We start from the raw sequence: 26099 nt of genomic DNA on the forward strand, positions 1-26099 counted from the left end.
TACGACCGATATATTTGGAAAATCGCTGATATATTTCGAGTTGCGCTGATATATCTGAAAAATCGCCGATATAATTTTATATACGATAAAATCACAGGACATCTGCCTCTTATAAAAGAATATACATATTCAAAAGGAGGCGGATCGAAATGAAAAGAGTAATGTACGTTGTATTATTGCTCAGCTTCGTTATTGGAATAGCAGCTTGTAACGATGAAACGTCCTCAAGTCGCATACTTTTATCGATTGGAAAACCAGCGAAAGATAATGTTATATATTTTACGCATACAGATAACAGACGAAAGATACAGGAAATACAAGACATGTTTCAAAATAAGAAGTGGAAAAGAAATGAAACATTCAGCACTGTTAATAAGACACCAGATGTCGTCTTTTCAATAGATGAAGACAATGCAGGGTTACCGGCACTATATGTTACGGTGTATTTTCATGAAGATGGAGCGGACGCGATTAACTTGTTTGGAGAGCATACGACGTTAAATAAAGAGGAACTTACTAAACTTAGAGAAAAGATGAGTGCATATTATCCTAAAATGATTTTTGGTTTAGTTTCATAAATTACTTGCAAATAAAATTCCCTTATCCTTCCAAAGTAAATGAAGAGGAGGTGATCTGTTTATATGCAGTTAATGGAATAACACTTGCCACTTTAATTTTCTTTTAATATAATTAATTTAGAATTTTTAAATATTCTAAATTTTATAAAGGTGGGGTTTGTGTGAATCTCGTTCAATCTTTGGCTGAAACGGCGAAAAAGAAGGGGGATAAACCGGCTTATATATTTATGGATCAGTCGGTCTCATATGACCAATTAAACAAAATGGTCACAAGGTTTTCTAGCAATTTAGCAGAAATGGGCATTGGAAAAGGGGACAATGTTGCATTAGTTGTTGGAAATTCACCACATTTTTTGGTCGGTTTATACGGAACAATGAAAGCGGGAGCAACTGTTATTCCAGTTAATCCAATTTATACAGCAGACGAAATGCATTACATTTTACAAAATGGAGATGTAAAAACAATTATCGTACTCGACGTCCTTCTACCTGTTATACAATCTCTTACAACAAGACTTCCTTCACTTGAAAACATCATCATATGCGAAACCTCATCAGATTTTAACCATACAGAAACTGAAAAAATGAAAACGTTTACTACAATGATAGGGGCTGGAGATGTAACTTACGAAGGCCCAGAACTAGATGAAGAAGATGTAGCGGTTATTCTATACACTTCGGGCACAACTGGAAAACCGAAAGGTGCTATGTTAACGCATAAAAATTTATATAGTAATGCGAGCGATGTGGCGTCGTATTTACAATATACGGCTGATGATCGCGTCGTTGCGGCACTGCCAATGTTCCACGTATTCTGTTTAACAGTGGCGGTCAATGCACCGATTGTGAACGGGGCAACGATTTTAATGTTACCGAAATTTAGCCCGAAAGAAGTATTCCGTATTTGCCGCACGTACGAACCGACAATTTTTGCCGGTGTACCGACAATGTATAATTATTTATATTTATTCGAAGAAGCAAGCGCAGAAGATGTGAAGACGCTTCGCCTTTGTATTTCAGGTGGTGCTTCAATGCCTGTTGCTCTTCTGCAAAACTTTGAACAACGTTTTGACGTTATCGTTTCAGAAGGATACGGTTTATCAGAAGCATCACCAGTTACTTGTTTTAATCCACTAGATCGTCCGCGTAAGCCAGGGTCAATCGGTACAAATATTTGGCATGTAGAAAATAAAATTGTAAATGAACTTGGGGAAGAAGTACCAGTCGGGGCAGTTGGGGAATTAATTGTTCGCGGACCTAACGTTATGAAAGGATATTATAACGCACCAGAAGATACAGCTGCGACATTAAAGGCCGGCTGGCTGTATACAGGAGACTTAGCGAAAATGGATGAAGAAGGTTACTTCTATATCGTTGATCGCAAAAAGGATATCGTCTTAGTTGGCGGCTATAACGTATATCCTCGTGAAGTAGAGGAAGTATTGTACATGCACGAATCAGTGGCGGAAGTTGTCGTAATCGGTGTTCCTGATGAAAACTTAGGAGAAGCAGTGCGAGCGTACGTCGTTCTGAAACAAACGAACGTAACAGAAGAAGAACTTATGCATTACTGTGCGTTACATTTAGCAAAATATAAAGTACCAAAGAGTATTGAATTTTTAACAGAACTGCCGAAGAATACGACAGGCAAGTTGCTGAGAAGAGCTTTGAGAGAAAAAGCGATGCAAGTTTAAATATAGGGGCAACCATCTTTATGAAGATGGTTGCCTTTCTATTTTTTAGCATTGGTTAAGCTATGGTGCCATATATTTAAACCGTAATATGACTAATAAGGAGGAGATATAAGTGGAGCAGAAGGAATTACGTTTGCGGCGAGTACAATATCTTATTTGTGACATTATGGATGAAATGAATACGGAAAGTGAGAAGAAAAACCTAGAGGTTTTGCAGCAAGTCATTGATCATCTTTCAGGAGCGATAGGTGATTTAGTTGATCCATCAAGCTCTTATTCTATTGATTATTTAGAACGAAAAGTTCATACGGCGCATTATTTACTTTTTAATAACGAGCGGAAGGCGTACTTATGTAGAAAATAATAGTATTATTTTTATTTGACATTGATAATCGTTATCAATGAGATGGTTATGTTGGATATATTTATATAAAGGGAGATGTCATATTGATAATGATTAAGAAAAAATATATGAATGCATTCGTTATAGCAGCAACGTTAGTAGTTCCATTTAGCGGTATGATGGCACCGATTGCGAAAGCAGAAGCGGTAGTAGAAATGAAAGCAGCTAGCAAATTAGCAGATGGTACGTATGACGTTATTTTAAAGACTTATAAAGATCAAACGAATGATACATCAGTTGCTTCTACATATTTAAAAAATGCAAAAGTAACCATTCAAGGTGATAAAAAAATCGTTACGTTAACAGTTCAAGATAGTAGCTATTTCCAGTATCTTAGAGTAGAAGATACGAATAAAGTAGGGACATTCCATGATGTAAAAGTAATTTCCGAAGATAAAGCAAATAACGGTACGAAAGTTGTTCAATTTGAAATTGATGAGTTTTCGAAAAAATATAATATGCAAATGCATATATTAATTCCAGCAATTAAATATGATCATACATATCAAGTACAGTTTGAAATCGATGCGAGTGCAATTGAACAGAAGCCTAAATTCTCTGACGTACCAACTTGGGCACAAGAATCAGTTCAATATTTAGTAGATAAAGAAGCAGTACACGGTAAGCCAGATGGTACATTTGCACCAGCTGAAAATATTGATCGTAGTTCCGCTGCAAAAATAGTAGCAACTGTTTTACGGTTAGAAATTCAGAAAGATGCAAAGCCATCATTCCCTGATGCACAAAATCACTGGGCAACGCCGTATATCGCTGCTGTTGAAAAAGCAGGTATTGTAAAAGGTGATGAGAAGGGAAACTTTAATCCGGGCGGGTTAATTAACCGTGCATCAATGGCTTCTATGTTAGTAAATGCATATAAATTAGAAAGAAATGAAAATATAAAACTACCGAAAGAATTTGCTGACTTAAACAATCATTGGGGTGCGAAGTATGCCAATATTTTAATCCAAGAAAAGATTTCAATTGGAACAGATAATGGCTGGGCTCCAAATAAAGCGGTAAGTCGTGCGGAAGCAGCACAATTTATTGCGAAGGCGGATAAGTTGAAATAAAGTACCAATATTAGCTTTAAGTAGAAAGGCACATGAATCTTTCCATAAAGTGAAAAAAAGTCTGTTTATGTTGCCGAAAGAACTAAAGGAGTTTTTTATTTCAATAAAAAACCGAACCACCACCTAAGTGACGGTTCGGTTTTCTTTATTTTTTCTCTACTAATTTTTTATTCTTCCAATCTAGTGTAAACGATTTATTAAATGTTTTTTGATCAACGTCTTTTACGTTGTTTCCAACCCAGTTTGCAGTTCCGAATGTGTAGCCTGGACGAAGTTGGTAGTCGTCGGCATGTTTTGTATAAGCGACTTGTAGGTTAGATTGGTCTGTATTTTTTTCAGAGATAACAACAGCGATCATACCAGGAGAGAAACCACTATTTGTTAGCGCTGGAAGTTGATCCATCGGTATTAAATTACCTTTTGCATCAGATTCATATAAGTATGTGCGAGAGTACATGAACAGTTGGTTTCCATATAAAGAATGGTAGGAATCACGTGTGTAAATACCCCAGTTTTGATTGTTATATCCGTTAAAGAATACGTTCCATTTTACGTTTTTATTTGTTTGGTCAATTAAGTTTGTTTTATAACTAGTTTGTTTATAGCTTACAGAATCAGACCAAGTTACTTGGCCAGTTGCACCCGCTTCAGCGCTAGGTCCATTTGGCGTTGCAGAAGCTTTAACAGAACCGCCAAGTTGATAAGATACACTAGAGGTTACAGTCGTTTCTTCTACAGCATTTGTAGGTGCTACGTTAAAGAAACGAGCGCTGTTATCTTGAAGATTAAAGGCAATATCATATTGTGAGGGATAGCGTAATGTTGCACTAGCGCCAGGGATTGGGTAGTTATCAATAGGCGCACTACTTATAGTAGGATTTGCTTTTAGAAAACTACCAGTTGTATTAATAACGGCAATCTGTTTATCAGCGCTTGGATCATCGATGAAAGTTACCTTTAAAGACATTGTCATATTATCAGTTTGATCATTATTAAATGTATTATAGCTCGTATGTGTTTTTGCATTTTGTCCGATATCTGTTACAACTTGTGACGTCGTTTGGGCGTAAGCAGCAGGTGTTGAAAGCACTAAAGCGCTACTAGCAAAAACAGCGGATAATGCTAAACATTTTAAATATGTTTTAGAACGTTTCATACAATCACTTCCTTTTATTTTTGTCGATATATGTCGTATTTCATTTATATCGTAACATGAAAATAAAACAGAAGGGATGGTTATGCATAATTACATAGGTGAGTTTTGGATAATGAAATTTTATGAGTCTTTATCAAGGGAATCGCCGCTGTATTGTTTATATACTCCTCCTCATCAACTCTCCAATTTGCGTCGTAACAAACGCAATAACACTAAACAGTTAGAGGTTTTTATTGTGAAGGTCATTGTGCTTAATATTTACGCTATAAGTGCATAACAAGTTATAATAGAAGAAATCAATAAGGAGGCTAGTTGTGAAGAATCTTCGTTATCTCAATATATTTACGATATTAATTATATACACACTACTTATGCTCTACATAGGCTGGAACGGCTGGGTTTGGCTTCATGCCGTATTTGGCTGGGAGTCTTGGGGATATTACGCTTTCGTTGTTGGCTTCATTTCCTATGCGTACATTCTCGTGCAAGTGTTTAAGTTTTTGCCATTTCTACGAACGATAGGTTCGATTTGGTTTGCGGTTATACAATACGCGCTTATGTTATTGCCGTTAGCTAATATTACAGTCTTTCTTTTACAGTTTGTAGTAGAGAAAGAAGCGGCAATTATTTGGACAGGGGCAGCTGTGTTAGCTGCATTTATTTTTATCTTTGCGTACGGAGTATTTAATGCATATAGCCCGGTAGTAAGAAAGTATGAGGTGCACATTCCGAAAAAAGTAGAGGGACGTAAAAGCTTACGCATTGCGATGGCTTCTGATATGCATTTCGGTAAATTATCTGGCGTTTCGCATTTGAAAAGGCTTGTTCGTCATGTAAATGAAATGGAGCCGGATATTATTTTACTGCCAGGTGATATTATCGATGATCATCCAGGTGTGTTCATTCAAAAAAATATGGGACATATTATGAAACAAATGAAAGCTCCACTAGGCGTATATGGTGTGTTAGGAAATCACGAATATTACGGGCGAGCAGTTCCAGAATTCCTGCAAGAGATGGATAAGATCGATATTCGCATTTTATTAGATGAAGTAATTACAATTGAAGATCAGTTTTATCTCGTTGGAAGAAGAGATAAAACAGAGCGAGATCGCCAAAGCTTTGAAAAACTTATGAGTACAGTAGATAAATCCATGCCAGTTATCGCAATGGATCACCAACCATTTGAGTTGAAACAAGCAGCGGATGCTGGCGTAGATTTACTATTATCTGGTCACACGCACCGCGGACAAATGGCACCGAATCATATTGTAACTAGAAGAATGTACGAACTAGACTGGGGATACGCACAAAAAGGTGCATTCCACGCAATTGTTTCTTCTGGTTTCGGATTTTGGGGGCCACCATTAAGACTTGGAAGTAGGTCGGAGATTGTACAGGTGGAGGTTACGTTTGAATAAGTGTATGTAATAGAGAGCTAATGGCTCTCTATTTTTACAAATAAAAAAGGCTCCATATAAGGAGCACTCAATAAAAATAAATGAATTAAAACAAATAACAGACATGTATAATATACAATACTTATAATTTAAAATCAATATATTTGAATTTAATATTTTGTTGGTGTCGATTTCATAAAAGAGTTACGATTATAAGATAAAGGGGGATTATAAGTGATCATATCAGATGTGCTATACGGAGAATTTGAAGTGGATCCAGTAGTAGAAGAATTAATTGTAAGTAAGTCTGTGCAAAGGTTAAAAGGTATTCATCAAACTGGCGCAAGCTATTTAATAAATGAGGAATGGAATGTAACGCGCTTTGATCATTCAGTTGGCGTTATGTTGTTAATTAAGAAACTCGGTGGCTCAGTAGAGGAACAAATTGCTGGTTTACTGCACGACGTATCGCATACTGCTTTTTCTCATGTGATTGATTACGTTTTTGATAATAGAAATGAAAGTTATCATGAAGAGATATTTAGTGCTGTTGTGAAAAATTCAGAAATTCCAGCAATTCTTGCGAAGTATGGCTATAACTATGAAGAGATTTTGTTAGATGATTCGAAGTGGACGTTACTGGAAAGGTCAGCGCCAGAATTATGTGCAGATCGAGTGGATTATACGTTACGAGATATGTATACATATGGGTATATTTCTTTAGAAGAGGTTCATAGATTTTTAGAGGATATTATCGCAGTAGAGGGGAGAATGGTCCTTCAAAATATCGAAATAGCAGAGTGGTTTACAGAAACGTATTACAAAGAAGTCATCGATTTCTTTATGCAACCAATGAATATTTATGGAAATGATATGTTAGCAAAAACGCTAAAGTTAGCTCTACACAAAAAGGTTATTCATGCAGATGATTTTCTTCTTGAAGATGATGAGCTAATTTCGAAATTGCAGCAATGTAGTGATCCAGAAGTACATGCTTTAGTAAGCAAAGTTCATCCGAATGTAAAAGTAAAAGAAGATAAAAACGATTATGATTTGTATCAGAAAAATAAAGTACGCCTTATTGATCCTCCGATACTTCGTGAAGGGGAAGTCGTTCCATCGTCTGTTGTGTCAGAAAACATAAGACGGATGAGTGATAGCGCTTATGAAAAAGCGGTGAAAGGGATGTATGTGAAAGTGATTTCGGATTAAAAAGGAGAGCATCACTCCTAGATGCTCTCCTTTTCCCACATCACTGATCAAACCAATTCCAAACCTCAATATCTCCAAGAGTCGCATAACGTACGTGAGGTGAGTTTTGTAATTTTAACAATTCTTTCGACGGCCCAGTAATGACAATGCCATATACTTTTACGCCGTTATCTTTTACATACTCATAACGCTTATCTAAGTTCAGCTCTTTTTCAGAAGTCTGAGTAGTTTTACTTACAGTTTCTTTATGCTCAGAAAGAATACGCATCATTTCGATTACTTCATCTTCTTTTGTCTTCGGTCGTTTTGCTTCATTATCAGGGAGATTTATATGTTCTGAAAATCCGATAACCTCTCCGCCATGTAGAATGAAATCTTCTTCATCTATTCTTTCTTGCCCTGTGTCTAAAGCGTACCATATAGGAGTGGGCGGCATTTCTTGTGCTTCAAATGTGCTATATAGAATGGATGCTAATTCTTGTAAAGTGTAAGGTTTGTCAAAAGATATCGCTACTTCTGCAACGGTGCCCTCATGTATCTTTCCGAGTGTACTCCAAACTTTTTTAGAGATTTCTTTCAAATGATCATCTTGCTTTATTTTTGGATGAACAAAGGAAAGTTTGTTGGAATAGGGTTTATTTGCCCATGATTGATTTGTGTCAGTTACAGATGATAAGAAGCTACGCGTTGTTACTGTACCAATTGGCATTTCTTTTTTACCGACCGTTTTAACTAAATTCATTTCAATTTCTGTACGGAAAAAGGGTTTAATCTTTGTACTGCCTCCAGTGGAACGACTATTTGGAATTGTTGCTTCTAGTGCGAGTGCTGGGATTTCATCTACTTCGACTAACTTTTTCATATTATAGAAGTAAAGAGAAGACGAAAAATGGTCGACAAAATAGATTGCAATACAAACGGCAAGGACAAAACTAACGGTTTGCCAACGTTGTTTCCATTTTATTTTCCAAAACGGAACTTTCAGGTTTTGTGGTGGTAGTTTTTTCTTTATTGTTTCACTTTTTGAAAGCAATTGATCTAAGTAAGCCTCGCATTCTTCACATGTCTCAATATGACTTTCTAACAGTTTCTGTTCATCATGCATGAGCGTTCCGTTTTCGTACTTCTCCCATAGTTTTTTAAATTCTGTACAACCCATCCGTATCACTCCTTTATGCTTTTCATTTCTTTTCGACCACGGTGTAATTCAATTTTCACTTTCGCTAGTGAGAGACCGGTCATCTCTGCTATTTCTTTATATGAGAATCCGTAGTAATCTCGTAGTAACAGAACATTTCGTCTTTCAAGCGGAAGAGAAGATAAACCTTCTAACCAACTAGCAATCTCATGTTTTATGAAATAAGAGTGCTCTGTACTTGGCACGTTTGGTAAATGGAATTCTTCCACTGTAGTTGTTTTATATTTTTTCTCTTTTCGATACCAATCGATAAAGGCGTTGTAGGCAATTGTAAATAACCACGGTCTAATTTCTTCGCCTTTGTAATAGTCAATATGGACGAGCATGCGGTAAAAGGTTTCTTGCATGAGATCTTCAGCAAAATGGGAATCTCCGGTTAGGGAGAGAAGATAGCGAAATAAATCTTGCATATGTTCTGAATAAATTTCTTCTAATGATTGTTTACGTTTCACTACATTTCCCTCCCTTCACACATAACAACGAAAAACATATAAAAAAGTTACAATTTTTATGGAATTATAGTAAAAAACGTCAAGAATTGGATAAGATTCTCTTTTATCATAATACATATAAGGCGGGTGAACAGAGATGGAAAGCTATGAAACACAAATTCAAAGGTCCATTGATTATATCGAGGAAGATGTAATGGAAAAACAGACGCTGCGTAAGTTAGCTCGCATTGCAGGTTTTTCTGAGTCGCATTTTCATCGTGTATTCCAGGCGTTAGTAGGTGATACGGTAATGGAGTATGTTCGGAAGAGGAGGTTAGCCCGGGCAGCTTATCAACTTTCTCATACGGATGAAAAAATTATTGATATCGCATTTGAACATGGCTTTCAATCTCACGAAACGTTCACGAGAGCTTTTAAAAAATTATTTCAAATGACACCGAGTGAATATCGAAAGCAGGAAATAGAAACACCGATGTATTACAGCGTGAATGTAAAGCAAAGAAAATTAAATCCGTATTTAGGAGGCATACAAATGGAATATCGTATTGTAAATAAACCGGGATTTTTAGTGGCGGGTTATGAACTGAAGACGACAAGTAAAGAAGGGAAGAACCATCAAGACATTCCAGCATTTTGGCAAGAATATTTACAAAAAGATCTTGGAACGACAATTCCGAATCGTAAAGATACGAGCCAATGGGTAGAGCTTGGATTATGTACTGATTTTAATTTAGAAACAGGGGACTTCACTTATATTATCGGAATGGAAGTCACAGACTTTGAAAATGTACCAAATGAAATTGCAAAGCGCACGTTCCCGGCAGCAACATATGCGGTATTTACAACGCCGAAAGTTCCTCATGAAGAAATGGTATCGTCTATTCACCAAACGTGGAATGTAGTATTCTCAGAGTGGTTCCCGCATTCAGGATACGAACATTGCGGCGTTACAGAGTTTGAATTATACGATGAGCGTTGTCACGAAGATAAAAGTGAGTTCGCTCAAGTAGAGCTTTGGATACCGGTGAAGAAGAAGTAATAGAGCAAGAGCGAGTCATTGAGAAATGGTTCGCTTTTTTATAAAGGGAGAGTGGGAATATGTTCAAAAAACTAGAATGTGTATCTATACATACGAAGGATATAGAAAAATCCGTTTCTTTTTATAAAGAAATGGGAATGGAGCAAAACTGGGTTATAGAAAGAGAACTAGAAGAAGGGGTTATTTGGACGTTAATCGGATTGAAGTTTCCAGATGAGAAAAGTTCGGAGTTAGTAATAAGCAATCATCCGGATATTCATTTTATGGAAGTCGAAGTATTAGTAGAAGATGTGCAACAAACGTATGAAAGTTTAAAAGATACTAAAGATGTTAAATGGATTCGTGAACCATTTCCAACAGAATTAGGACACGTTGCGGTAATGGAAGCACCTGATGAGAATGTGTTTGTATTGGTAGGAAAATAGCTGAAATATGGAGTGCCCTTTCATAGTGAGTTATGAAAGGTTATTTTTTATGAGTGGATTGTTAAATTTGTATTGCTTTATATGTAATACATTTGAAAATGGTAAAATAAAATAGCAATTAAATATTGCGGGTGGAAGGTTACGCCCTTTCTTCATTTGGTGAAGAAAGGAGGTGTAATCGTATGGAATTTCTTTTGCAAATTTTGTTGGAAATCACAAAAACTATAGCTAGAGAAGGTATAGTTATGGGATTTAAGAAATTAACGACAAAAAAGCGCAAAAAGAAGACCACCCGTCTGCCTGCGAAGCGTGGGAAGTCTTCTAAGCGCAAATAAGCTTTAGTTGCAACCTTCCACCTTGCGGTAATTAGTTGCAGTGACGGGGTGTTGGAAGCACCTCGTCTACTTCATTTTATGCAAAACTTAGTTAGTTTATACTTCTATTTATAGTATAACAGTTTAGAAATGTATTTGTTAATAGTTTTATTTTTACTTTGTATAGTAGAGGAAGTAGGTTAGCGTTGTCGATTTTTGTCGGTAAGTCGATATATTTAGAAAATCGCTGATATATTGTGAGTTGCGCTGATATATTTGAAAAATCGCTGATATATTGTGAGTTGCGACGATATATTCGCAAAATCGCCGATATAATTTCATATACCGCTAAACTCTCCCAAAAAAGAAAAGACGCCACATAGCGCCTTTTCTATGAACGAAACGGAAACACAAGTATAATCGTCGTTCCTTTTCCAAGTTCGCTATCGATAGAAATCGTTCCGTTATGAGCATGAACGAGTTGCTTTGTAATAGCGAGGCCAAGTCCAGTTCCAATGTTGCTTTCTTCTGTATTTGTTCCTCTGTAATATCGCTCAAATAGAAGCTCTTTCGTTTTATCATCCATTCCTTTTCCGTTATCTGAAATAGAGAGTGTAAATGAAGTAGCGTTTTGCGAAAGTTTTACGATGACATTAGTCGTTTCATTATTATGTTTTACAGCGTTTGCGAGTAAGTTTTCAATAATACGTTGGAACCATTTTTCTTCAATGAAATATTGAATTTTATTTGAGCTTGGTACGAATTCAATATTTTGATTTTGAAGTGTCGGATTATTAATGAATTGTAATAATACTTTTTGGACGAATTGATTCATTTCAATGTTTACATGCTGCGCAGGAAGACTATTATTTTTTAATTGATACGTTAAGCTTAAGTCATCAATTAGTGTGGTCATATATTGAGATTTCTCTTTCATAACGCTGCCAAATTGCTGAATGTCACGATCGGTCCAGTTATACTGTTTTGATTCTAGTAATAATGCGTAGCCGTATATAGAACTTAGTGGTGTTTTTAAATCGTGCGTTAGACCAGTAATCCATTCTTCACGTGTTTGCTGCAGTACTTGCCTCATTGCATCATTTTTTTTGAGTGTAATAGAAAGGTGCTCTAGTGAATTTGTAACATCACTAAATAAGCGGAATGACCATTTTTCTTTACCAGATTTCCTGAACCTGATAGGTTTTCCTTTTTTACTAACAGGCTCTTCGTACTTTCCACCAGCTATGTTTTTAAGCCAGCGCATCGCATGTAATAACGGTTTTCCAAATTTATTACCGTACCAAATAGAAAGAATGACTAAATAAACAAATACGATAAGAAGGATTAATCCGCATCCGATTAGAAACTTTTTAGCAAATACATCGTCTATTTCATCATCTGGGTAGTAGTACTCATTTTTGGCAGTTACAACGAGAAGATGATTGCTATTTGTGTCGTAAAAGCTAGACGTGTTTTCTTTATGGTTCCACGGTTCCTTTTCGCTAAGAGCAGCTTGTATGACAGAAAACGTTTTTTTCTTTCCATCTGGATAGGAGAATACTTCTTCGCCAACGCTATTAAAGATTTGAAGAGTAGCCTTTTCTTTAGAAAGTAACTGTTTTTCTTCTTCTGTTAATGCGAATGAATCTGTAGATACAGAAGGGTGCTCTTTCTGTATCGTTTTCAGTAATACATTGCTTTTTAACATACCGCCGTAAATAACAAGTACGTTTTTTTCTTCTAATTCAATTTCCCAATATGTAAATGTATAAGGACTTTCTATGTGATTCTGTATATACGAGAATAAAGATGTTTTCGTATAAGATGTCGGTACGTCACTAGGTGTATTAAAGTGATAGAGAACTTTTCCGTTTTCCTCTACAACTTGAATCCAATCATTTTTCTCTTTAATTAAGTCTTTTACTTCAGCTTTTAACGAAATATCGCCATCTTCTGAAGAAATGTATCTTGCAATCATAAAATTTTCAGCATCTGGAATGTTCGGTTCGTATGAAGTACTCGTAACAAGAAAAATTAAATACGTGAATGCAGCTACTACAGCAATCAGTAATGTAACTAAAACAAATACGTGTTGCATGATAAACTGGATAATAAGTCGTTTATTAAAGTTCATATCGTCACCCTACTTTGTAATGAACTTATAGCCAAGCCCGCGAACGGTTTTTATATATTCTGGTTTACTTGGGTCTTGTTCGATTTTTTCACGTAGTTTTCGAATGTGGACCATAACGGTATTGTCATCGCCATTATAGGCAGGTGCTCCCCAAACTTTCTCGTATATTTCTTCTTTTGAAAATACGTAGTTCGGATTCTCGCAAAAGAAGAGTAATAGCTGAAATAGCTGGGCGGAACATTCGACAACACGCCCATTTACTGTAAGCTCTGCGGAATATCGATCAATTTCAAATCTACCAAATGAACTGGATTGTGCTTTTTGTTCGTGTGGCATAACTTGCTTCATATGTCTTCGGAGTTGTGCTTTCATACGAGCTACCACTTCAAGTGGATTAAATGGCTTCGTAATATAATCATCTGCACCGTGTGAAAATCCAGATATTTTATCTAAATCAGATGTTTTAGCTGTGAGGAAGAAGATAGGACAATCTGTTTTTTGACGAATGATTGGACAAATATCAAAACCAGATTGTCCAGGAAGCATGACATCTAAAATAATTAAATCGTAATCGTTTTGCTGAGTGAGAGATAAAGCTATTTCAGCGGATGTTGCAGTTGTAATATGAGAAAAACCTTCTTTTTCAAGAATGGTAGTTAGTAATTGTAAAATTGCTGTTTCATCATCAACGAGCAAAATATTTGCTTCATACATAAAAAATCCCTCCTAATTTCCTCGAATATCATATCATCTTTCGGTAACTTATGGAATTTTTAAGGAAATTTTAAGGTTTTCTTTCTCAAAAAATTAAGAATCAAATGATATGATAAAAGTAACATAGGGGAGGAGATGAGTGTGAATCCGTTTCAAACGATGCGAGCTAGATATTTTTTAATTGTATTTGCACTATTAACTGTAGTTGCAAGAGCCAGTAATGAATTGATAGAAAATACATTTCATATGCAAAATTCTACTTTTATAAATATTCTTATATTCTATATCCTGCCGATTACGTGGATTTATTTTGAGTATAAAAAACACCGTGTTTCATTTTCATTATTTATTAATAGAAATGAAACATTTAACCTGGTGCAAGTTTTATACATTACGATCATGTTATGCGTGTTTAGTTATGGATATCTTATTTTGTACATGTATAGCTTTGCATGGATTACACCGACATTTATTATGAACGCATTACGCGAACCGATTATGGATAGCACTGGAGGATACGTTTATCAAGTTATTATGGTCGTATTCATCGCACCAATTATTGGGGAATTTGTTTTTCGCGGATTTTTACTGCAACGCTTCGCAGCAAAATGGGGAACGAGTATAGCGATCATTGTTGTAGCAATATTGTTTGCATTGTTACATGTTGATTTCCTAGGTGCAATTGTATTTAGCGTTGTACTATCAATCGTATATATTCGTACGAATAGTTTACTCATGCCAATCGCTATTCACATGTTAAACAATGCATTTGTAATCGGTGCTTCTTTTTTAATAAATAAAGAAGAGATAATGAGTTTTACAGATTTCTCAAATTATACGACGTTCTTTCCAGGACTTATTATTTTTATAACAGGATTAAACTTAGTACTCATCTTTTTATTTGTTAACCGCAAATATTGGAGTAAAGAAATGCCCGCTATATATGTAGAGCAGGAAAAAAGCTTTTCAGACGTAGTGGGGAGTAAATGAGATGAAGAAGACGATTGAAAAAATATTGAAAGACATTATAGATGCTACGTCTATTACAGATATGTGTGATAAAAGCGTTTGTCATTGGCTGCAACCTGTAGTAGATACGATTGTGTTTCCGGAGTATTACTTATTTTCTAGTACGCATGTAAAAGAAAATATTATTTCTCTTCTCATTGTGTTAGGAGTTTTACTACTATTTGGTCTAATTGTAGAAGAAATGATGAAGCGCATCTTCAGAAAAAATGAAGAGAAGTATATGTGGGTTCATAACGTATTCGAGAAAGTAATAGTGGCTTTCCTTTTGTTTTATAGTATGAAAACAATCATTTACTTTATAGCTTTGAAACATCATTCATTCTAAATTTGAAAGGGATGTATAAAATTATATGAATGAAACAATATCATCAAATAAGTTTTTTTATTTGATTGTGCTTAGTATAGTGCTAATAACGACAGTCAACGTTATTCTTCGCTGGGAGGAAGCTTATTTCTTTATGTATTTAGCGCTTCATTTGTTAGGAATTCTCTGTATCAGTGGCGGTGTAGTTGCTGAAAAAAAGAGTGAAGAAAGCGTTAATTATATGTGTGTGACCGGCCTTATTTTACTTTTAGCTGTACAAGGGATTATGAAATATAGTTCTTTTTCTCTGCAAGATTTTAGCTTATTAATGGATGTACTTCCTTAAGGAGGTACGTTATGTTATCTAAGAAGCAAATAGGATATGTACTAGTTTTAATTGGATTTTTTACGCTTATTGTAACGACTTTATTTTTTCAAGACTATGAATATATACGCTATATAAAAGGCGCTGGTTTAATATGCTGGGTTGTAAGTACGTTTCTTATCCCAGAGTATGAACCGAAGAAAGTGTCTAAAGGTAGGTAAAACTCTTCTTTATGTAGAAGAGTTTTTTTATGTAAATAGAGGGTTCTCGAGCAATTCGCGTAATAAGCTTGTTCTAATTTAGCATGTACGAACTTACAATAATAATAGACAGGCAGCATAGAGGAGGGAATAGCGTGAGGAAGGTTATTGGGTGGTCGCTTTTTTTGTACGTTGGATTTGCGTTATTTATATATTGGTATTTATTTGGATGGAATCATGAACTGGTTCCGGACATGTATAAAGGAACGAGTGCAGATCCAGAAACGTTTATGAATGCAAGAGAGCTTACGCTAAGCCAAGATTATTCGCGCGTGAAAAATTTACTGTATTTTTTAGCGACGCCTCTTGAATGGATTATTTTATTATTTGTACTTGTGCTCGGTATTTCAAAAAAGTTTGAGAAATGGTCGAAGGAAACGACGAAAATAAGTGTCCTGCAAGTTGCGATTTATTTCTTTTATTTATCATTACTTACAACAGTTCTTGCCCTGCCAATGCAATGGATTAGCCGAAAAGTTTCTGTTGATTACGGTATTTCAACGCAAAGTACACAAAGCTGGATAAAAGATCATGTTATCGGTTTTTGGGAGAGCTATGCGACTATGTTAATTGTAGTTACGGTTCTTCTATGGCTTATCCGTAAATTCCCGAAGAGATGGTGGTTAGCAGGATGGGCGCTCTCTGTTCCGTTTACAATCTTTTTAACATTTATACAACCTGTTGTGATTGATCCGCTATATAACGACTTCTCGACGCTGAAAAATAAAGAATTAGAAACGAAAATTTTAGCGATAGCAGACAAAGCCGATATTCCAGCAAAACACGTATATGAAGTAAATATGTCGGAAAAAACGAATGCGTTAAATGCTTACGTAACAGGAATTGGGCCTAATGCCCGAATTGTAATGTGGGATACAACGCTTAAGCAATTAAAAGATAAAGAGATTTTATTTATAATGGCTCATGAAATGGGGCATTATGTTATGAAACATATATATTGGGGCGTTGCCAGTTATGTGTTGCTATCGTTTATAGGGATGTACCTCATTAGTTGTATTATAAATATGTGTATTCGAAAATGGGGGGATACGCTGCAAATGTCAAAAGCAGCATGTTTCTCAATTTTACCGTTATTTTTCTTAATTTCTTCTGTACTCTCTTTTGCATCACAGCCAGCAACAAACTATGTTTCTCGTATAGAAGAACGAGCGGCAGATCAATACGCTCTAGATATGACGAAGGACGGAAAATCTGGTGTAAAGACGTTTCAATATTTATCAAAAACGAGTTTAAGCCAAGTAAATCCGCCTGCGTTAGTGAAGTTTTTTTTATACACGCATCCACCAATTTTTGAAAGAATTCATACGTTTGAACAATATGAGAAACAAAGCAAAAAGAAGTAGATATTATGCTACTTCTTTTTTTATGGAGATATAAGTTTGATATTGGGAATATTTATCATTGCTTTTTATTGTGATTTTGTAAATAATAAGCTATAAAATTCTAAAAATCTATATATAAAGGAATAAAGGTGGAAAAATGTATTTTTTACAAAATTTAAAAGTGAAATATAAATTATTGTCACTTATTTCATTAGCAGTTTTAGGCATGGTAATTATGAGCTATGTAGCAATTCATTCTATTAATAAGATTAAGCACAATACAGAGGTTGTAGTAGATGACTATCAATATTCTACAATTTTATTAGAAGGAATGCTTCGTACACAAAATTCATTAGAATATAACTTATTAGAATTAATTACGGCATCACAAAATGAAGGGACAAATAAGGCGGAGATAATTGATAATATTGAAAAGGATCTAAAAAAATATGATTCTTTATTAAAAGAATATGATGATGGCTTTAATTTAAGTAAGCAAGAGGATGAACTGTTTCAGAAGATGAAGAAATCTTTGCCAAGTTATATGGGTACATATAAAAAATTGTTTGAAAAGGCGAAGGTAACAACTGAGTCACAAATGGTAAACGAATTTCAGAAGGAATTAAAACCGAAGGGAGTAGAGTTAGCTGGATATGCAGTGGATCTAGAATCGTATGTTTCAAACTTAGCTGATCAAGTATTTAAAGATTCTCAAAAAATGATAGATCGGTCAGTTATTACTTTTATCATTCTCGTAGTAGTTACTACAATCGTTATATGTATAGTAAGTTATATTATTAGCAAGCTTATAGTTGCTCCTTTACAAACGGTTAGTCGTATGATGGAAAGAGCAAAAAATGGGGATTTAACTGTACATGGTGAGTATAATGCTAAAGATGAATTAGGTGTATTAGTAAGTGATTTTAATGAAATGATTACAGGGCTAAGAACAAATATGAAAGAAGTAGATAATAACATTCAGTTTTTATTCCAACATGCAGACGGAGTGGTATCTGCATCAGAAGTATCTAGCAGTGCGGCGAAGAAAATAACGATGGATATTGAAGAAGTTGCAAATGGTGCAGAGAGCCAAATGCAAGCAATGGAACAAACTGCAGGTGCGATGGAAGAGTTGACACAGGGAATGCAGAGTATAGTGAATACATCATCATCTGTAAATGAATTGTCTGCTCAATCAGCATTAGATGCAGAGAGTGGTAATAAGTTAATGAAACAAATGATTCAACAGATGAATATAATCCAAAATTCAGTACATAGCGGTGTTAAACAAGTAGAGACTATGAAAGAACAATCAGAAGAAATTGTTAAAATCATCGATGTTATGCAAGGTATTGCCTCTCAGATTAACTTATTAGCATTAAATGCCGCAATTGAGGCTGCCCGTGCTGGGGAGAGTGGTAGAGGATTTGCAATTGTAGCAGATGAAGTGCGGAAATTGGCGGAACAATCTAGTAATTCTGCAAAACAAATTGAGAAGCTTATTACTCAAGTTATGGGAACAACGAGCCATACCGTAGATATGATGGAGAAAGTAGATAATGAGGTACAAGCAGGCACACAAGTGGTAATGCATACAGAAAAAGTATTTGGAACAATTACAGAAAAAGTACAGCAAGTATCTGAGCAAATTCAAACGGTATCTATGTCTACAGATGAAATTGCAGCGAGTAGTGAGGAGATTTCGGCGTCTGCAGAAGACATGGCTCAAATTTCCCAAAGATCATCTGACCGAACTGATAGGGTAAAAGAGTCTATTCAACAGCAAGAAAAATCTGTTCAAGAGATCTCGATTTCAATTGAACATGTGCATAACGCAGCAGGAGAATTAAAACAAATAGTTGCTCAATTTACTCTTCAAAAGTAGTAGTATATTGCAGTTTTAATATAGAGAAATTCCTCTCAATAAATAAAAAAATCATCCCATGTAAAAAAGGATGATTTTTTTATGGGAATTTTGTACGGTTATTACTTATTATATTCTAATTTTTTACAATTTTCCGATTGTAATATATAATAATACGTAATGTTTTGGAGATTTTTCGTTTGTAAAAGATTGATTTTAGGAGGAGAGAAAGGGTGTTCAATAAAAAATCAATGCCGGCTATAAAAATGATCCTTTCGATGTCTATTTTCGGGTCAATTGGATTTTTTTCTGTTCAAACAGGTTTACCGTCTTTTGAATTAGTATTCGTTCGTTGCATTTGTGCGACAATATTTTTAGCATTATGTTGGCTCGTAACAGGACAGTATAAAAGTGAGCAATGGAATAAAAAAGAAGTCATGCAAATATTAGCATGCGGTGTATTTCTCGTTTTTAACTGGGTATTTTTATTTAAAGCGTTTGAAGTTATGTCGATTACAATTGCAATTTCAGTTTACCATCTGGCACCCATTATCGTATTAATGATTGGTAGTATCGTATTTAAAGAGAAACTTACAATGTTTGCTGTTTTGTCCATTGTCATTTGTTTTATCGGTACAGTGTTAGTGGCTGGAGTAGATGGAAGTCTATCACTTGAAAAACTGATGTCATCTGGCATGGTATGGGCACTACTTGCGGCACTATTTTATGCTTTTACCACTTTATTAGGAAAAGGAATTCAGCATACGAGCGCATATGCGATGACATTTTTACAAACATTTTTAGGTATATTTTTATTGCTACCATTCGTAGACTTTGGCAAGTTTCAAGGGTTAACAGAGATGAATTGGATGATGATTACAGCGACAGGTCTTATACATACGGGATTTGTATATTACTTATTTTTTGACAGTTTAAGAGATTTATCGACGAGATTAATTTCTGTATTAGTGTTCTTAGATCCTGCGGTTGCAATACTATTAGATACAGTCTTTACCGGGTTTAGACCGACTAGTATGCAAATAGTAGGAATTGTTCTTATATTTGTAGGAATGGCATTTACTTTTCGCAAGGGAACAGAGAAGGAATTATCGATGAAGGAAAGTGCTACTTTATAATTTTGAAAAGACGCAACTATATACGATTTGCGTCTTTTTGTGTCAATAAAGTGAAATTTAAAAATGTAAAGGAGTTCACAAAGAGATTGTAGAATTTTTAATATATAACACCTTAGATGTGACAGCTTCCTTTTTGAAATAAGAAAGAAGGAGGTATAAAGCAGAAAGGTAATCGAAATGTTCCTTCTAGAAGATGTGCATTTTATCCGACTTTAATGGGCAGTAAGACCCCCACTGATTAAAGTTTCATTTTATCTTACATTCACCAGCAAATTAATACTCCTGAAATAATGAAGTTCATTTTATTTGAAAATACTACATATGTAGTATGGATAACTTCGTATTATCTATTATTTTTCTATTTAACATAAAATAGAAATAGGGAGAGAGGACAATGAAGAAAAAAATATTGGGTGTAATGATGATTGCGACAATGGCAGGTGGTATATTTGCAGGGACGAATGTGGCCCCTGTAAAAGCGGAAGAATATCCGGAAATGATTGTATTTGATGATGTTCCATACGGATTTTGGGCATATGATGCTATTTTAGATTTAGCTTATAATAAAATTATAGTTGGGTACGGAAATGGAAAGTATGGTGTTGGAGACCTTACAACACGTGAACAAGTAGCTGGGGTTATTTACAAAACACTTGAAATGAAAGGCGAAGGGGCAACAACGAATCCATACAAAGATATTTCTGGCAGTTCAACTGATTTTCAAAAGGAAATTTTAGCGTTAACAAAACGTGGTGTTTTTAAAGGTGATACAAATGGAAACTTTAGACCGAAAGCGCCAATTACTCGAGCTGAAATGGCAGTAGTACTTCAAAAGGCATATACTTTCAAAGCAAAACAAAAGCATACATTTAAAGATGTACCAAAAGGACATTGGGCAGAAGAAGCAATTAGTGCACTGCAATCCAATCGAGTTGTTACAGGAACTGGAAAAGATATGTATGACTTAAATCGCCCTGTACCGAGAGAACAATATGCTCAGTTTATAAACAATGCGATTATTAATTATCATTTGAAAGAGGATTGGAAATAGAGTGAAATAGGAAAGCACAAATAGAACTATTTGTGCTTTTTTGTTTGTTCGTATCAGAATTATTATTCGTTTTTATGTATTTTTATTTTTGTGCATAAGCTTTATAATCAACTCCGTAAAAAAGACATGATGTGTAATATGATTCACAGAAATGTCACGAAATTTGTCGAAAGATCTATTGTCACTATATCATTTGTTATGTATATTTTAAAAAAACATATACATATTGGGGAGATAATTTGATGAGTAAAAAATTATTAAAAACAGCTACGGCATTAACAATTATGGGTGGAGTGTTATTCTCAGCAGAGAGTAATTATGTAAAAGCGGAAAGTGCACCGCTACAAAATACAAATCCAATTGTATTTAAAGATGTACCAAAAGGACATTGGTCAGAAGAAGCAATTCATAATTTAGCGGCAAACGAAATTATATTTGGATATGGGGATGGAATTTTCGGTTTTGGAGATGACGTAACACGTGAACAAGTTGCAGCTCTAATTTATCGTGTGTTTGATATAGAAGAACAAGATGAATATGAAAACCCATATGGAGATATTGATGAAAATTCAACAAACTTTATTGAAGAGATATTAGCTTTAACGGAACTAGAAATTTTCATGGGAGACGAGCATGGAAACTTTAGACCGAAAGCAACGTTAACTCGTGCAGAAATGGCGCAAGTTCTTACGAATGCTTTTGATTTACAGGCGAAGGGATCGCATACGTTTAATGATGTTCCAGCAAATTCATGGGCAAAGAATGCAATTAGTGCAATACAAACAAATGGTATTACAGCGGGAATTGGCGATAATAAATTTGGCCCATCTATGAAAGTAACAAGAGAACAATACGCACAGTTTTTATACAAAGCAATGTTGCATGGTGCTAAAGAAGAACAGCAATAATTAAATAAGTAAAATAGAATGTATAAAAAGGTCATTGTTGTATAACAGTGGCCTTTTTTGTATGGAATAAAGCGCGAAAGAAAGGCATTTTGAAAAAAAACGAAATGAATTTTCAAAAAAAACTTCCTTTTCTGAAGATTTGTTATATAATATAAAACATAAAATCAAATCTGTTATAAAACAGTTTAAGAAGGGGATGCTAATATGTCGACGCAAACTTCACGGGTTACACTCGTGGGAGAAATGTTACCAGCGTACAACGAAATATTGACACCTGAGGCGCTTAGTTTTTTGAAGGAACTACATGAAAATTTCAATGAGCGCCGCATAGAACTTTTACAAAAGCGTGCGGAGAAACAAAAGAGGATTGATGCAGGGGAGTTTCCGAAGTTTTTAGAAGAAACGAAGCACATACGTGAAGCTGATTGGACAATTGCTAAATTGCCAAAAGATTTAGAGGATCGCCGCGTAGAGATTACTGGCCCAGTAGATAGAAAGATGGTTATTAACGCTTTAAATTCAGGAGCACATCTTTTTATGGCGGATTTTGAAGATTCGAATTCACCAACTTGGGAAAATGCGATTGAAGGTCAAATAAACTTACGAGATGCAGTAAAGGGAACGATTTCACATAAAAATGAAAACGGAAAAGAATATCGTTTAAATAGTAAAACAGCAGTATTAATTGTGCGTCCAAGAGGATGGCATTTAGAAGAAAAACATATGCAAGTTGACGGAAAGAATATGTCTGGTAGCTTAGTAGATTTTGGACTTTATTTTTTCCATAATGCGAAAGCTCTTTTAGCAAAAGGAAGCGGTCCATACTTTTACTTACCGAAAATGGAGAGCCATTTAGAAGCAAGGTTATGGAATGATGTTTTCGTATTTGCTCAAAAATATATCGGTATTCCAAACGGAACGATCAAAGCCACGGTGTTACTGGAAACGATACATGCTTCGTTTGAAATGGATGAAATTTTGTATGAGCTTAAAGATCATTCTGCTGGATTAAATTGCGGAAGATGGGATTATATTTTTAGTTTTCTAAAGGGTTTCCGTAATCATAATGAATTTTTACTTCCAGATAGAGCGCAAGTCACGATGACGGCGCCGTTTATGCGCGCGTATTCTTTGAAAGTCATTCAAACGTGTCACCGTCGTAATGCACCAGCTATTGGAGGAATGGCAGCACAAATTCCAATTAAAAACAACCCAAAAGCGAATGAAGCAGCTTTTGAAAAAGTACGTGCGGATAAGGAGCGCGAAGCTTTAGACGGTCATGACGGGACTTGGGTTGCCCACCCGGGACTTGTGCCAGTCGCGATGGAAGTATTTAATCACATTATGAAAACGCCGAATCAAATTTTTAGAAAACGTGAAGAAATACATGTTACAGAAAAGGATTTATTAGAAGTACCAGTGGGAACGATTACAGAAGAGGGTCTTCGTATGAATATTAGCGTAGGCATTCAATATATCGCATCTTGGTTAAGCGGACGGGGAGCAGCACCAATTTATAACTTAATGGAAGATGCAGCAACAGCGGAAATTTCTAGGGCACAAGTATGGCAATGGATTCGCCATGAAGGTGGAAAATTAAATGATGGCCGTAATATTACACTTGAATTAATGGAAGAGCTAAAAGAAGAAGAGTTAGCAAAAATAGAAAGAGAGATTGGTAAAGAAGCCTTTAAGAAAGGGAGATTCCAAGAGGCGACAACGTTATTTACAAATCTCGTTCGGAATGATGAATTCGTACCATTTTTAACATTACCGGGTTATGAAATTTTATAAAAAGTGAAAAGGGGATGGAACAAATGAAAAATGAAAGAATCGAGAAATTACAAGAAAGCTGGGAACTAGATACGCGCTGGAAAGGGATCACACGTCCATATTCGGCAGAAGATGTAATTCGCCTGCGCGGGTCAATTGATATCGAGCATACATTAGCGCGCCGCGGTGCTGAAAAGCTTTGGGCGTCGCTTCATACAGAAGATTACATTAACGCACTTGGCGCATTAACAGGAAACCAAGCGATGCAACAAGTAAAAGCTGGGTTAAAAGCAATTTATTTAAGTGGATGGCAAGTAGCAGCAGATGCGAACCTTTCTGGACATATGTATCCAGACCAAAGTTTATATCCAGCAAACAGCGTACCTGCTGTCGTAAAACGAATTAATCAAACGCTTCAACGTGCGGATCAAATTCAGCATATGGAAGGAAGCGGTGATACAGATTATTTCGTACCAATTGTAGCAGATGCAGAAGCTGGATTTGGCGGACAATTAAACGTATTTGAACTGATGAAAGGTATGATTGAAGCAGGTGCATCTGGCGTGCACTTTGAAGATCAATTATCGTCAGAGAAGAAATGCGGTCATTTAGGGGGAAAAGTATTACTACCAACGCAAACAGCGGTACGTAATTTAATTTCGGCACGCCTTGCTGCAGATGTAATGGGAGTACCGACAATTATCGTTGCAAGAACTGATGCGGATGCAGCTGATTTAATTACGAGCGATATTGATCCGGTTGATAAGGCGTTTATTACAGGAGAAAGAACACCAGAAGGATTTTACCGTACGAAAGCAGGTCTTGACCAAGCGATTGCACGTGGTTTAGCATACGCTCCTTATGCAGACCTCGTTTGGTGTGAAACATCTGAACCAAATTTAGAAGATGCAAAACGATTTGCGGACGCAATTCATAAAGAGCATCCAGGGAAATTGCTTGCATACAATTGTTCACCTTCATTTAACTGGAAACAAAAACTAGATGAGAAAACAATTGCGAGCTTCCAAAAAGAAATCGCATCTTACGGTTATAAGTTCCAGTTCGTAACACTTGCTGGATTCCACTCATTAAACTACGGCATGTTCGAATTAGCACGCGGCTATAAAGAGCGCGGCATGGCAGCGTACTCTGAACTACAACAAGCAGAATTCGCAGCAGAAAAACATGGCTACTCTGCAACTCGCCATCAACGAGAAGTAGGAACAGGTTACTTTGATGAAGTAGCACAAGTGATTACAGGTGGTACTTCATCAACGACAGCATTAAAAGGATCTACGGAAGAGGCGCAGTTTACGAAATAAAAGGAAGGGGCCCCTTTTTGAAGGGTGCCCCTTATTATTTTTCGCACGATTCGAGAGTAAATAAAAATATATCGACGATTTTCTCGATATATCTATCATAACTTAAAATATATCAACGATTTTTCTAATATATCGACGATTCGACAAAGGATATCGACTTACCGACAAAAAAAGACAATATGATCAAATCCACTCAGCTCCATGATCACGAATAAACTTCATATCTTTTTCATAATGTTCTAAATGTCCTTCGTCAATCATTCTTTGGAAATTTACGTCGCCTTCGTTTGCTTTTCTTTTCATATATGTACATAATGCTTCTAGACGTAGTAGTACCATACCTAAGTAATCTTCATCCATACTTTTACCGTAGGACTGGACGAATAATTTTATTCTTTCTTTCATACGGCCAGCATGTTGTGCCGATTCATAATGAATTGTCTCGTCTGATTCCGTATAATACACTCTACTTAAAGGCACGCAAGTATACAGTGTATAAGCGATATCCCAACTTCTTGGTCCAGGGGCAGCAACATCGAAATCAATAATTCCTACTGGCTTCTCGTTATTAAATATAATGTTATATATAGCAAAATCATTGTGGCATAAAACCTCAATATTATTTGGGGTATGGTCCATAGGTTTCCAATCATCTAATAACGGAAAGTCACTTACAGCATCATGATAAAGGCGAAGCATCTTTGCTATTTCTTTTAACACATCATTAGATCGCATATATTCTTTTAAAGGATAATTCCCAGCCTCTCCTTCAATAAAAGATAAAATCTCTCTATTTTTCTCATCTATACCTAAAAATTTTGGTGCGTAATGAAAACCTTTGTTTTCTAAATGCTGTAATAACTTATGAATTTTTACACTGTCTGGCTTCAATTCTCGCCGAACAGTATTTTTAGAACGATATACGTTTGAGACGTTTCCCCCTGTAAGCTTTTCTTCTTTGGCGTAGTTTGACATGTGAAAATTCCCCCTGT

At 35.6% G+C, this 26099-nt stretch carries 25 protein-coding genes and 2 pseudogenes; 21 read left to right on the top strand and 6 right to left on the bottom strand.

Annotation, left to right across the window (positions count from 1 at the left end):
* Positions 1-149: 149 nt before the first annotated feature.
* The 4 genes from BAQ46_RS01905 to BAQ46_RS01920 all read left to right on the top strand — a co-directional run bounded on the left by BAQ46_RS01905 (position 150) and on the right by BAQ46_RS01920 (position 3748).
* Positions 150-578, top strand: a complete 429-nt coding sequence (locus BAQ46_RS01905) for a hypothetical protein (RefSeq protein ID WP_000832616.1) — start codon at positions 150-152, stop codon at positions 576-578.
* A 161-nt stretch (positions 579-739) separates the two neighbouring features.
* The gene (locus BAQ46_RS01910; protein ID WP_071741550.1) at positions 740-2272 is read left to right on the top strand and encodes a fatty acid--CoA ligase family protein; all 1533 of its coding nucleotides are present in this window, start codon (positions 740-742) and stop codon (positions 2270-2272) included.
* Positions 2273-2384: 112 nt separating this feature from the next.
* A complete protein-coding gene (locus tag BAQ46_RS01915) occupies positions 2385-2636 on the top strand; it encodes a hypothetical protein (protein WP_061131511.1) in 252 nt (83 codons plus the stop codon).
* Positions 2637-2725: 89 nt separating this feature from the next.
* Positions 2726-3748, top strand: a complete 1023-nt coding sequence (locus BAQ46_RS01920; RefSeq protein ID WP_071741551.1) for an S-layer homology domain-containing protein — start codon at positions 2726-2728, stop codon at positions 3746-3748.
* A gap of 145 nt (positions 3749-3893) precedes the next feature.
* On the opposite strand, the gene cytK2 is transcribed toward BAQ46_RS01920, so the two are convergent.
* Entirely contained in the window at positions 3894-4904 is a 1011-nt protein-coding gene (cytK2, locus tag BAQ46_RS01925; RefSeq protein ID WP_000830621.1) for a beta-channel forming cytolysin CytK2, read from the bottom strand.
* A gap of 314 nt (positions 4905-5218) precedes the next feature.
* Here cytK2 and BAQ46_RS01930 point away from each other — a divergent pair, with 314 nt between their 5' ends.
* Both BAQ46_RS01930 and BAQ46_RS01935 read left to right on the top strand, forming a co-directional pair.
* The gene (locus tag BAQ46_RS01930; RefSeq protein WP_061131512.1) at positions 5219-6325 is read left to right on the top strand and encodes a metallophosphoesterase; all 1107 of its coding nucleotides are present in this window, start codon (positions 5219-5221) and stop codon (positions 6323-6325) included.
* Between the two features lie 213 nt (positions 6326-6538).
* Positions 6539-7516 (top strand): HD domain-containing protein, encoded by a 978-nt coding sequence (locus tag BAQ46_RS01935; RefSeq protein ID WP_071741552.1) that lies wholly within the window; start codon positions 6539-6541, stop codon positions 7514-7516.
* Between the two features lie 40 nt (positions 7517-7556).
* Here BAQ46_RS01935 and BAQ46_RS01940 read toward each other — a convergent pair whose 3' ends face one another.
* Complete coding sequence (locus BAQ46_RS01940) at positions 7557-8675, bottom strand: anti-sigma factor (protein ID WP_071741553.1); 1119 nt, start codon at positions 8673-8675, stop codon at positions 7557-7559.
* Positions 8676-8680: 5 nt separating this feature from the next.
* A complete protein-coding gene (locus tag BAQ46_RS01945) occupies positions 8681-9166 on the bottom strand; it encodes an RNA polymerase sigma factor (RefSeq protein ID WP_000823996.1) in 486 nt (161 codons plus the stop codon).
* A 136-nt stretch (positions 9167-9302) separates the two neighbouring features.
* On the opposite strand from BAQ46_RS01945, the gene BAQ46_RS01950 reads away from it, so the two are divergent.
* The 3 genes from BAQ46_RS01950 to BAQ46_RS30530 all read left to right on the top strand — a co-directional run bounded on the left by BAQ46_RS01950 (position 9303) and on the right by BAQ46_RS30530 (position 10965).
* Positions 9303-10205, top strand: a complete 903-nt coding sequence (locus tag BAQ46_RS01950; protein WP_061131518.1) for an AraC family transcriptional regulator — start codon at positions 9303-9305, stop codon at positions 10203-10205.
* Between the two features lie 59 nt (positions 10206-10264).
* Positions 10265-10630: a VOC family protein gene (locus BAQ46_RS01955; protein WP_071741554.1), complete on the top strand. Its 366-nt coding sequence runs from the start codon at positions 10265-10267 to the stop codon at positions 10628-10630.
* A gap of 182 nt (positions 10631-10812) precedes the next feature.
* Positions 10813-10965, top strand: a complete 153-nt coding sequence (locus BAQ46_RS30530; RefSeq protein ID WP_000394952.1) for a hypothetical protein — start codon at positions 10813-10815, stop codon at positions 10963-10965.
* A 370-nt stretch (positions 10966-11335) separates the two neighbouring features.
* On the opposite strand, the gene BAQ46_RS01970 is transcribed toward BAQ46_RS30530, so the two are convergent.
* Together BAQ46_RS01970 and BAQ46_RS01975 are read right to left on the bottom strand one after the other, a co-directional pair.
* Positions 11336-13078: a sensor histidine kinase gene (locus tag BAQ46_RS01970; protein ID WP_071741556.1), complete on the bottom strand. Its 1743-nt coding sequence runs from the start codon at positions 13076-13078 to the stop codon at positions 11336-11338.
* A 9-nt stretch (positions 13079-13087) separates the two neighbouring features.
* Positions 13088-13792 carry a response regulator transcription factor gene (locus tag BAQ46_RS01975; protein ID WP_000272687.1) on the bottom strand — a complete coding sequence of 235 codons (705 nt, stop codon included), beginning with the start codon at positions 13790-13792 and terminating at the stop codon, positions 13088-13090.
* Between the two features lie 141 nt (positions 13793-13933).
* Here BAQ46_RS01975 and BAQ46_RS01980 point away from each other — a divergent pair, with 141 nt between their 5' ends.
* The 12 genes and pseudogenes from BAQ46_RS01980 (at position 13934) to aceA (ending at position 25107) form a co-directional block, all read left to right on the top strand.
* On the top strand, positions 13934-14782 hold the full coding sequence (locus BAQ46_RS01980; protein WP_001067975.1) for a CPBP family intramembrane glutamic endopeptidase: 849 nt from the start codon (positions 13934-13936) through the stop codon (positions 14780-14782).
* 1 nt (position 14783) lies between these two features.
* Entirely contained in the window at positions 14784-15146 is a 363-nt protein-coding gene (locus BAQ46_RS01985; RefSeq protein ID WP_071741557.1) for a hypothetical protein, read from the top strand.
* Between the two features lie 25 nt (positions 15147-15171).
* Positions 15172-15471 (top strand): hypothetical protein, encoded by a 300-nt coding sequence (locus tag BAQ46_RS01990; RefSeq protein WP_001006054.1) that lies wholly within the window; start codon positions 15172-15174, stop codon positions 15469-15471.
* Between the two features lie 11 nt (positions 15472-15482).
* Positions 15483-15671 (top strand): hypothetical protein, encoded by a 189-nt coding sequence (locus BAQ46_RS01995; protein ID WP_016088942.1) that lies wholly within the window; start codon positions 15483-15485, stop codon positions 15669-15671.
* Positions 15672-15805: 134 nt separating this feature from the next.
* Positions 15806-17074, top strand: a complete 1269-nt coding sequence (locus BAQ46_RS02000; RefSeq protein ID WP_061403220.1) for a M48 family metallopeptidase — start codon at positions 15806-15808, stop codon at positions 17072-17074.
* Positions 17075-17210: 136 nt separating this feature from the next.
* Positions 17211-17990: pseudogene (locus tag BAQ46_RS31630) on the top strand (MCP four helix bundle domain-containing protein); the annotation flags it as partial.
* Between the two features lie 156 nt (positions 17991-18146).
* On the top strand, positions 18147-18938 hold the full coding sequence (locus BAQ46_RS31635) for a methyl-accepting chemotaxis protein (protein WP_404978332.1): 792 nt from the start codon (positions 18147-18149) through the stop codon (positions 18936-18938).
* A 212-nt stretch (positions 18939-19150) separates the two neighbouring features.
* On the top strand, positions 19151-20053 hold the full coding sequence (locus BAQ46_RS02010; protein ID WP_071741558.1) for a DMT family transporter: 903 nt from the start codon (positions 19151-19153) through the stop codon (positions 20051-20053).
* Between the two features lie 394 nt (positions 20054-20447).
* Entirely contained in the window at positions 20448-21104 is a 657-nt protein-coding gene (locus tag BAQ46_RS02015; protein WP_061131522.1) for an S-layer homology domain-containing protein, read from the top strand.
* Between the two features lie 129 nt (positions 21105-21233).
* Positions 21234-22012: pseudogene (locus BAQ46_RS02025) on the top strand (S-layer homology domain-containing protein).
* Between the two features lie 204 nt (positions 22013-22216).
* Positions 22217-23806, top strand: a complete 1590-nt coding sequence (gene aceB, locus BAQ46_RS02030) for a malate synthase A (RefSeq protein ID WP_071741559.1) — start codon at positions 22217-22219, stop codon at positions 23804-23806.
* Between the two features lie 23 nt (positions 23807-23829).
* Entirely contained in the window at positions 23830-25107 is a 1278-nt protein-coding gene (gene aceA / locus BAQ46_RS02035; RefSeq protein ID WP_000787354.1) for an isocitrate lyase, read from the top strand.
* Positions 25108-25290: 183 nt separating this feature from the next.
* Here the strand turns inward: aceA and BAQ46_RS02040 are convergent, their stop codons facing one another.
* Positions 25291-26082, bottom strand: coding sequence for a phosphotransferase (locus BAQ46_RS02040; RefSeq protein WP_071741560.1), 792 nt, complete (start codon positions 26080-26082; stop codon positions 25291-25293).
* Positions 26083-26099 lie beyond the last annotated feature (17 nt).

It is taken from the genome of Bacillus paranthracis (genome assembly GCF_001883995.1).
GTDB lineage: Bacteria > Bacillota > Bacilli > Bacillales > Bacillaceae_G > Bacillus_A > Bacillus_A paranthracis.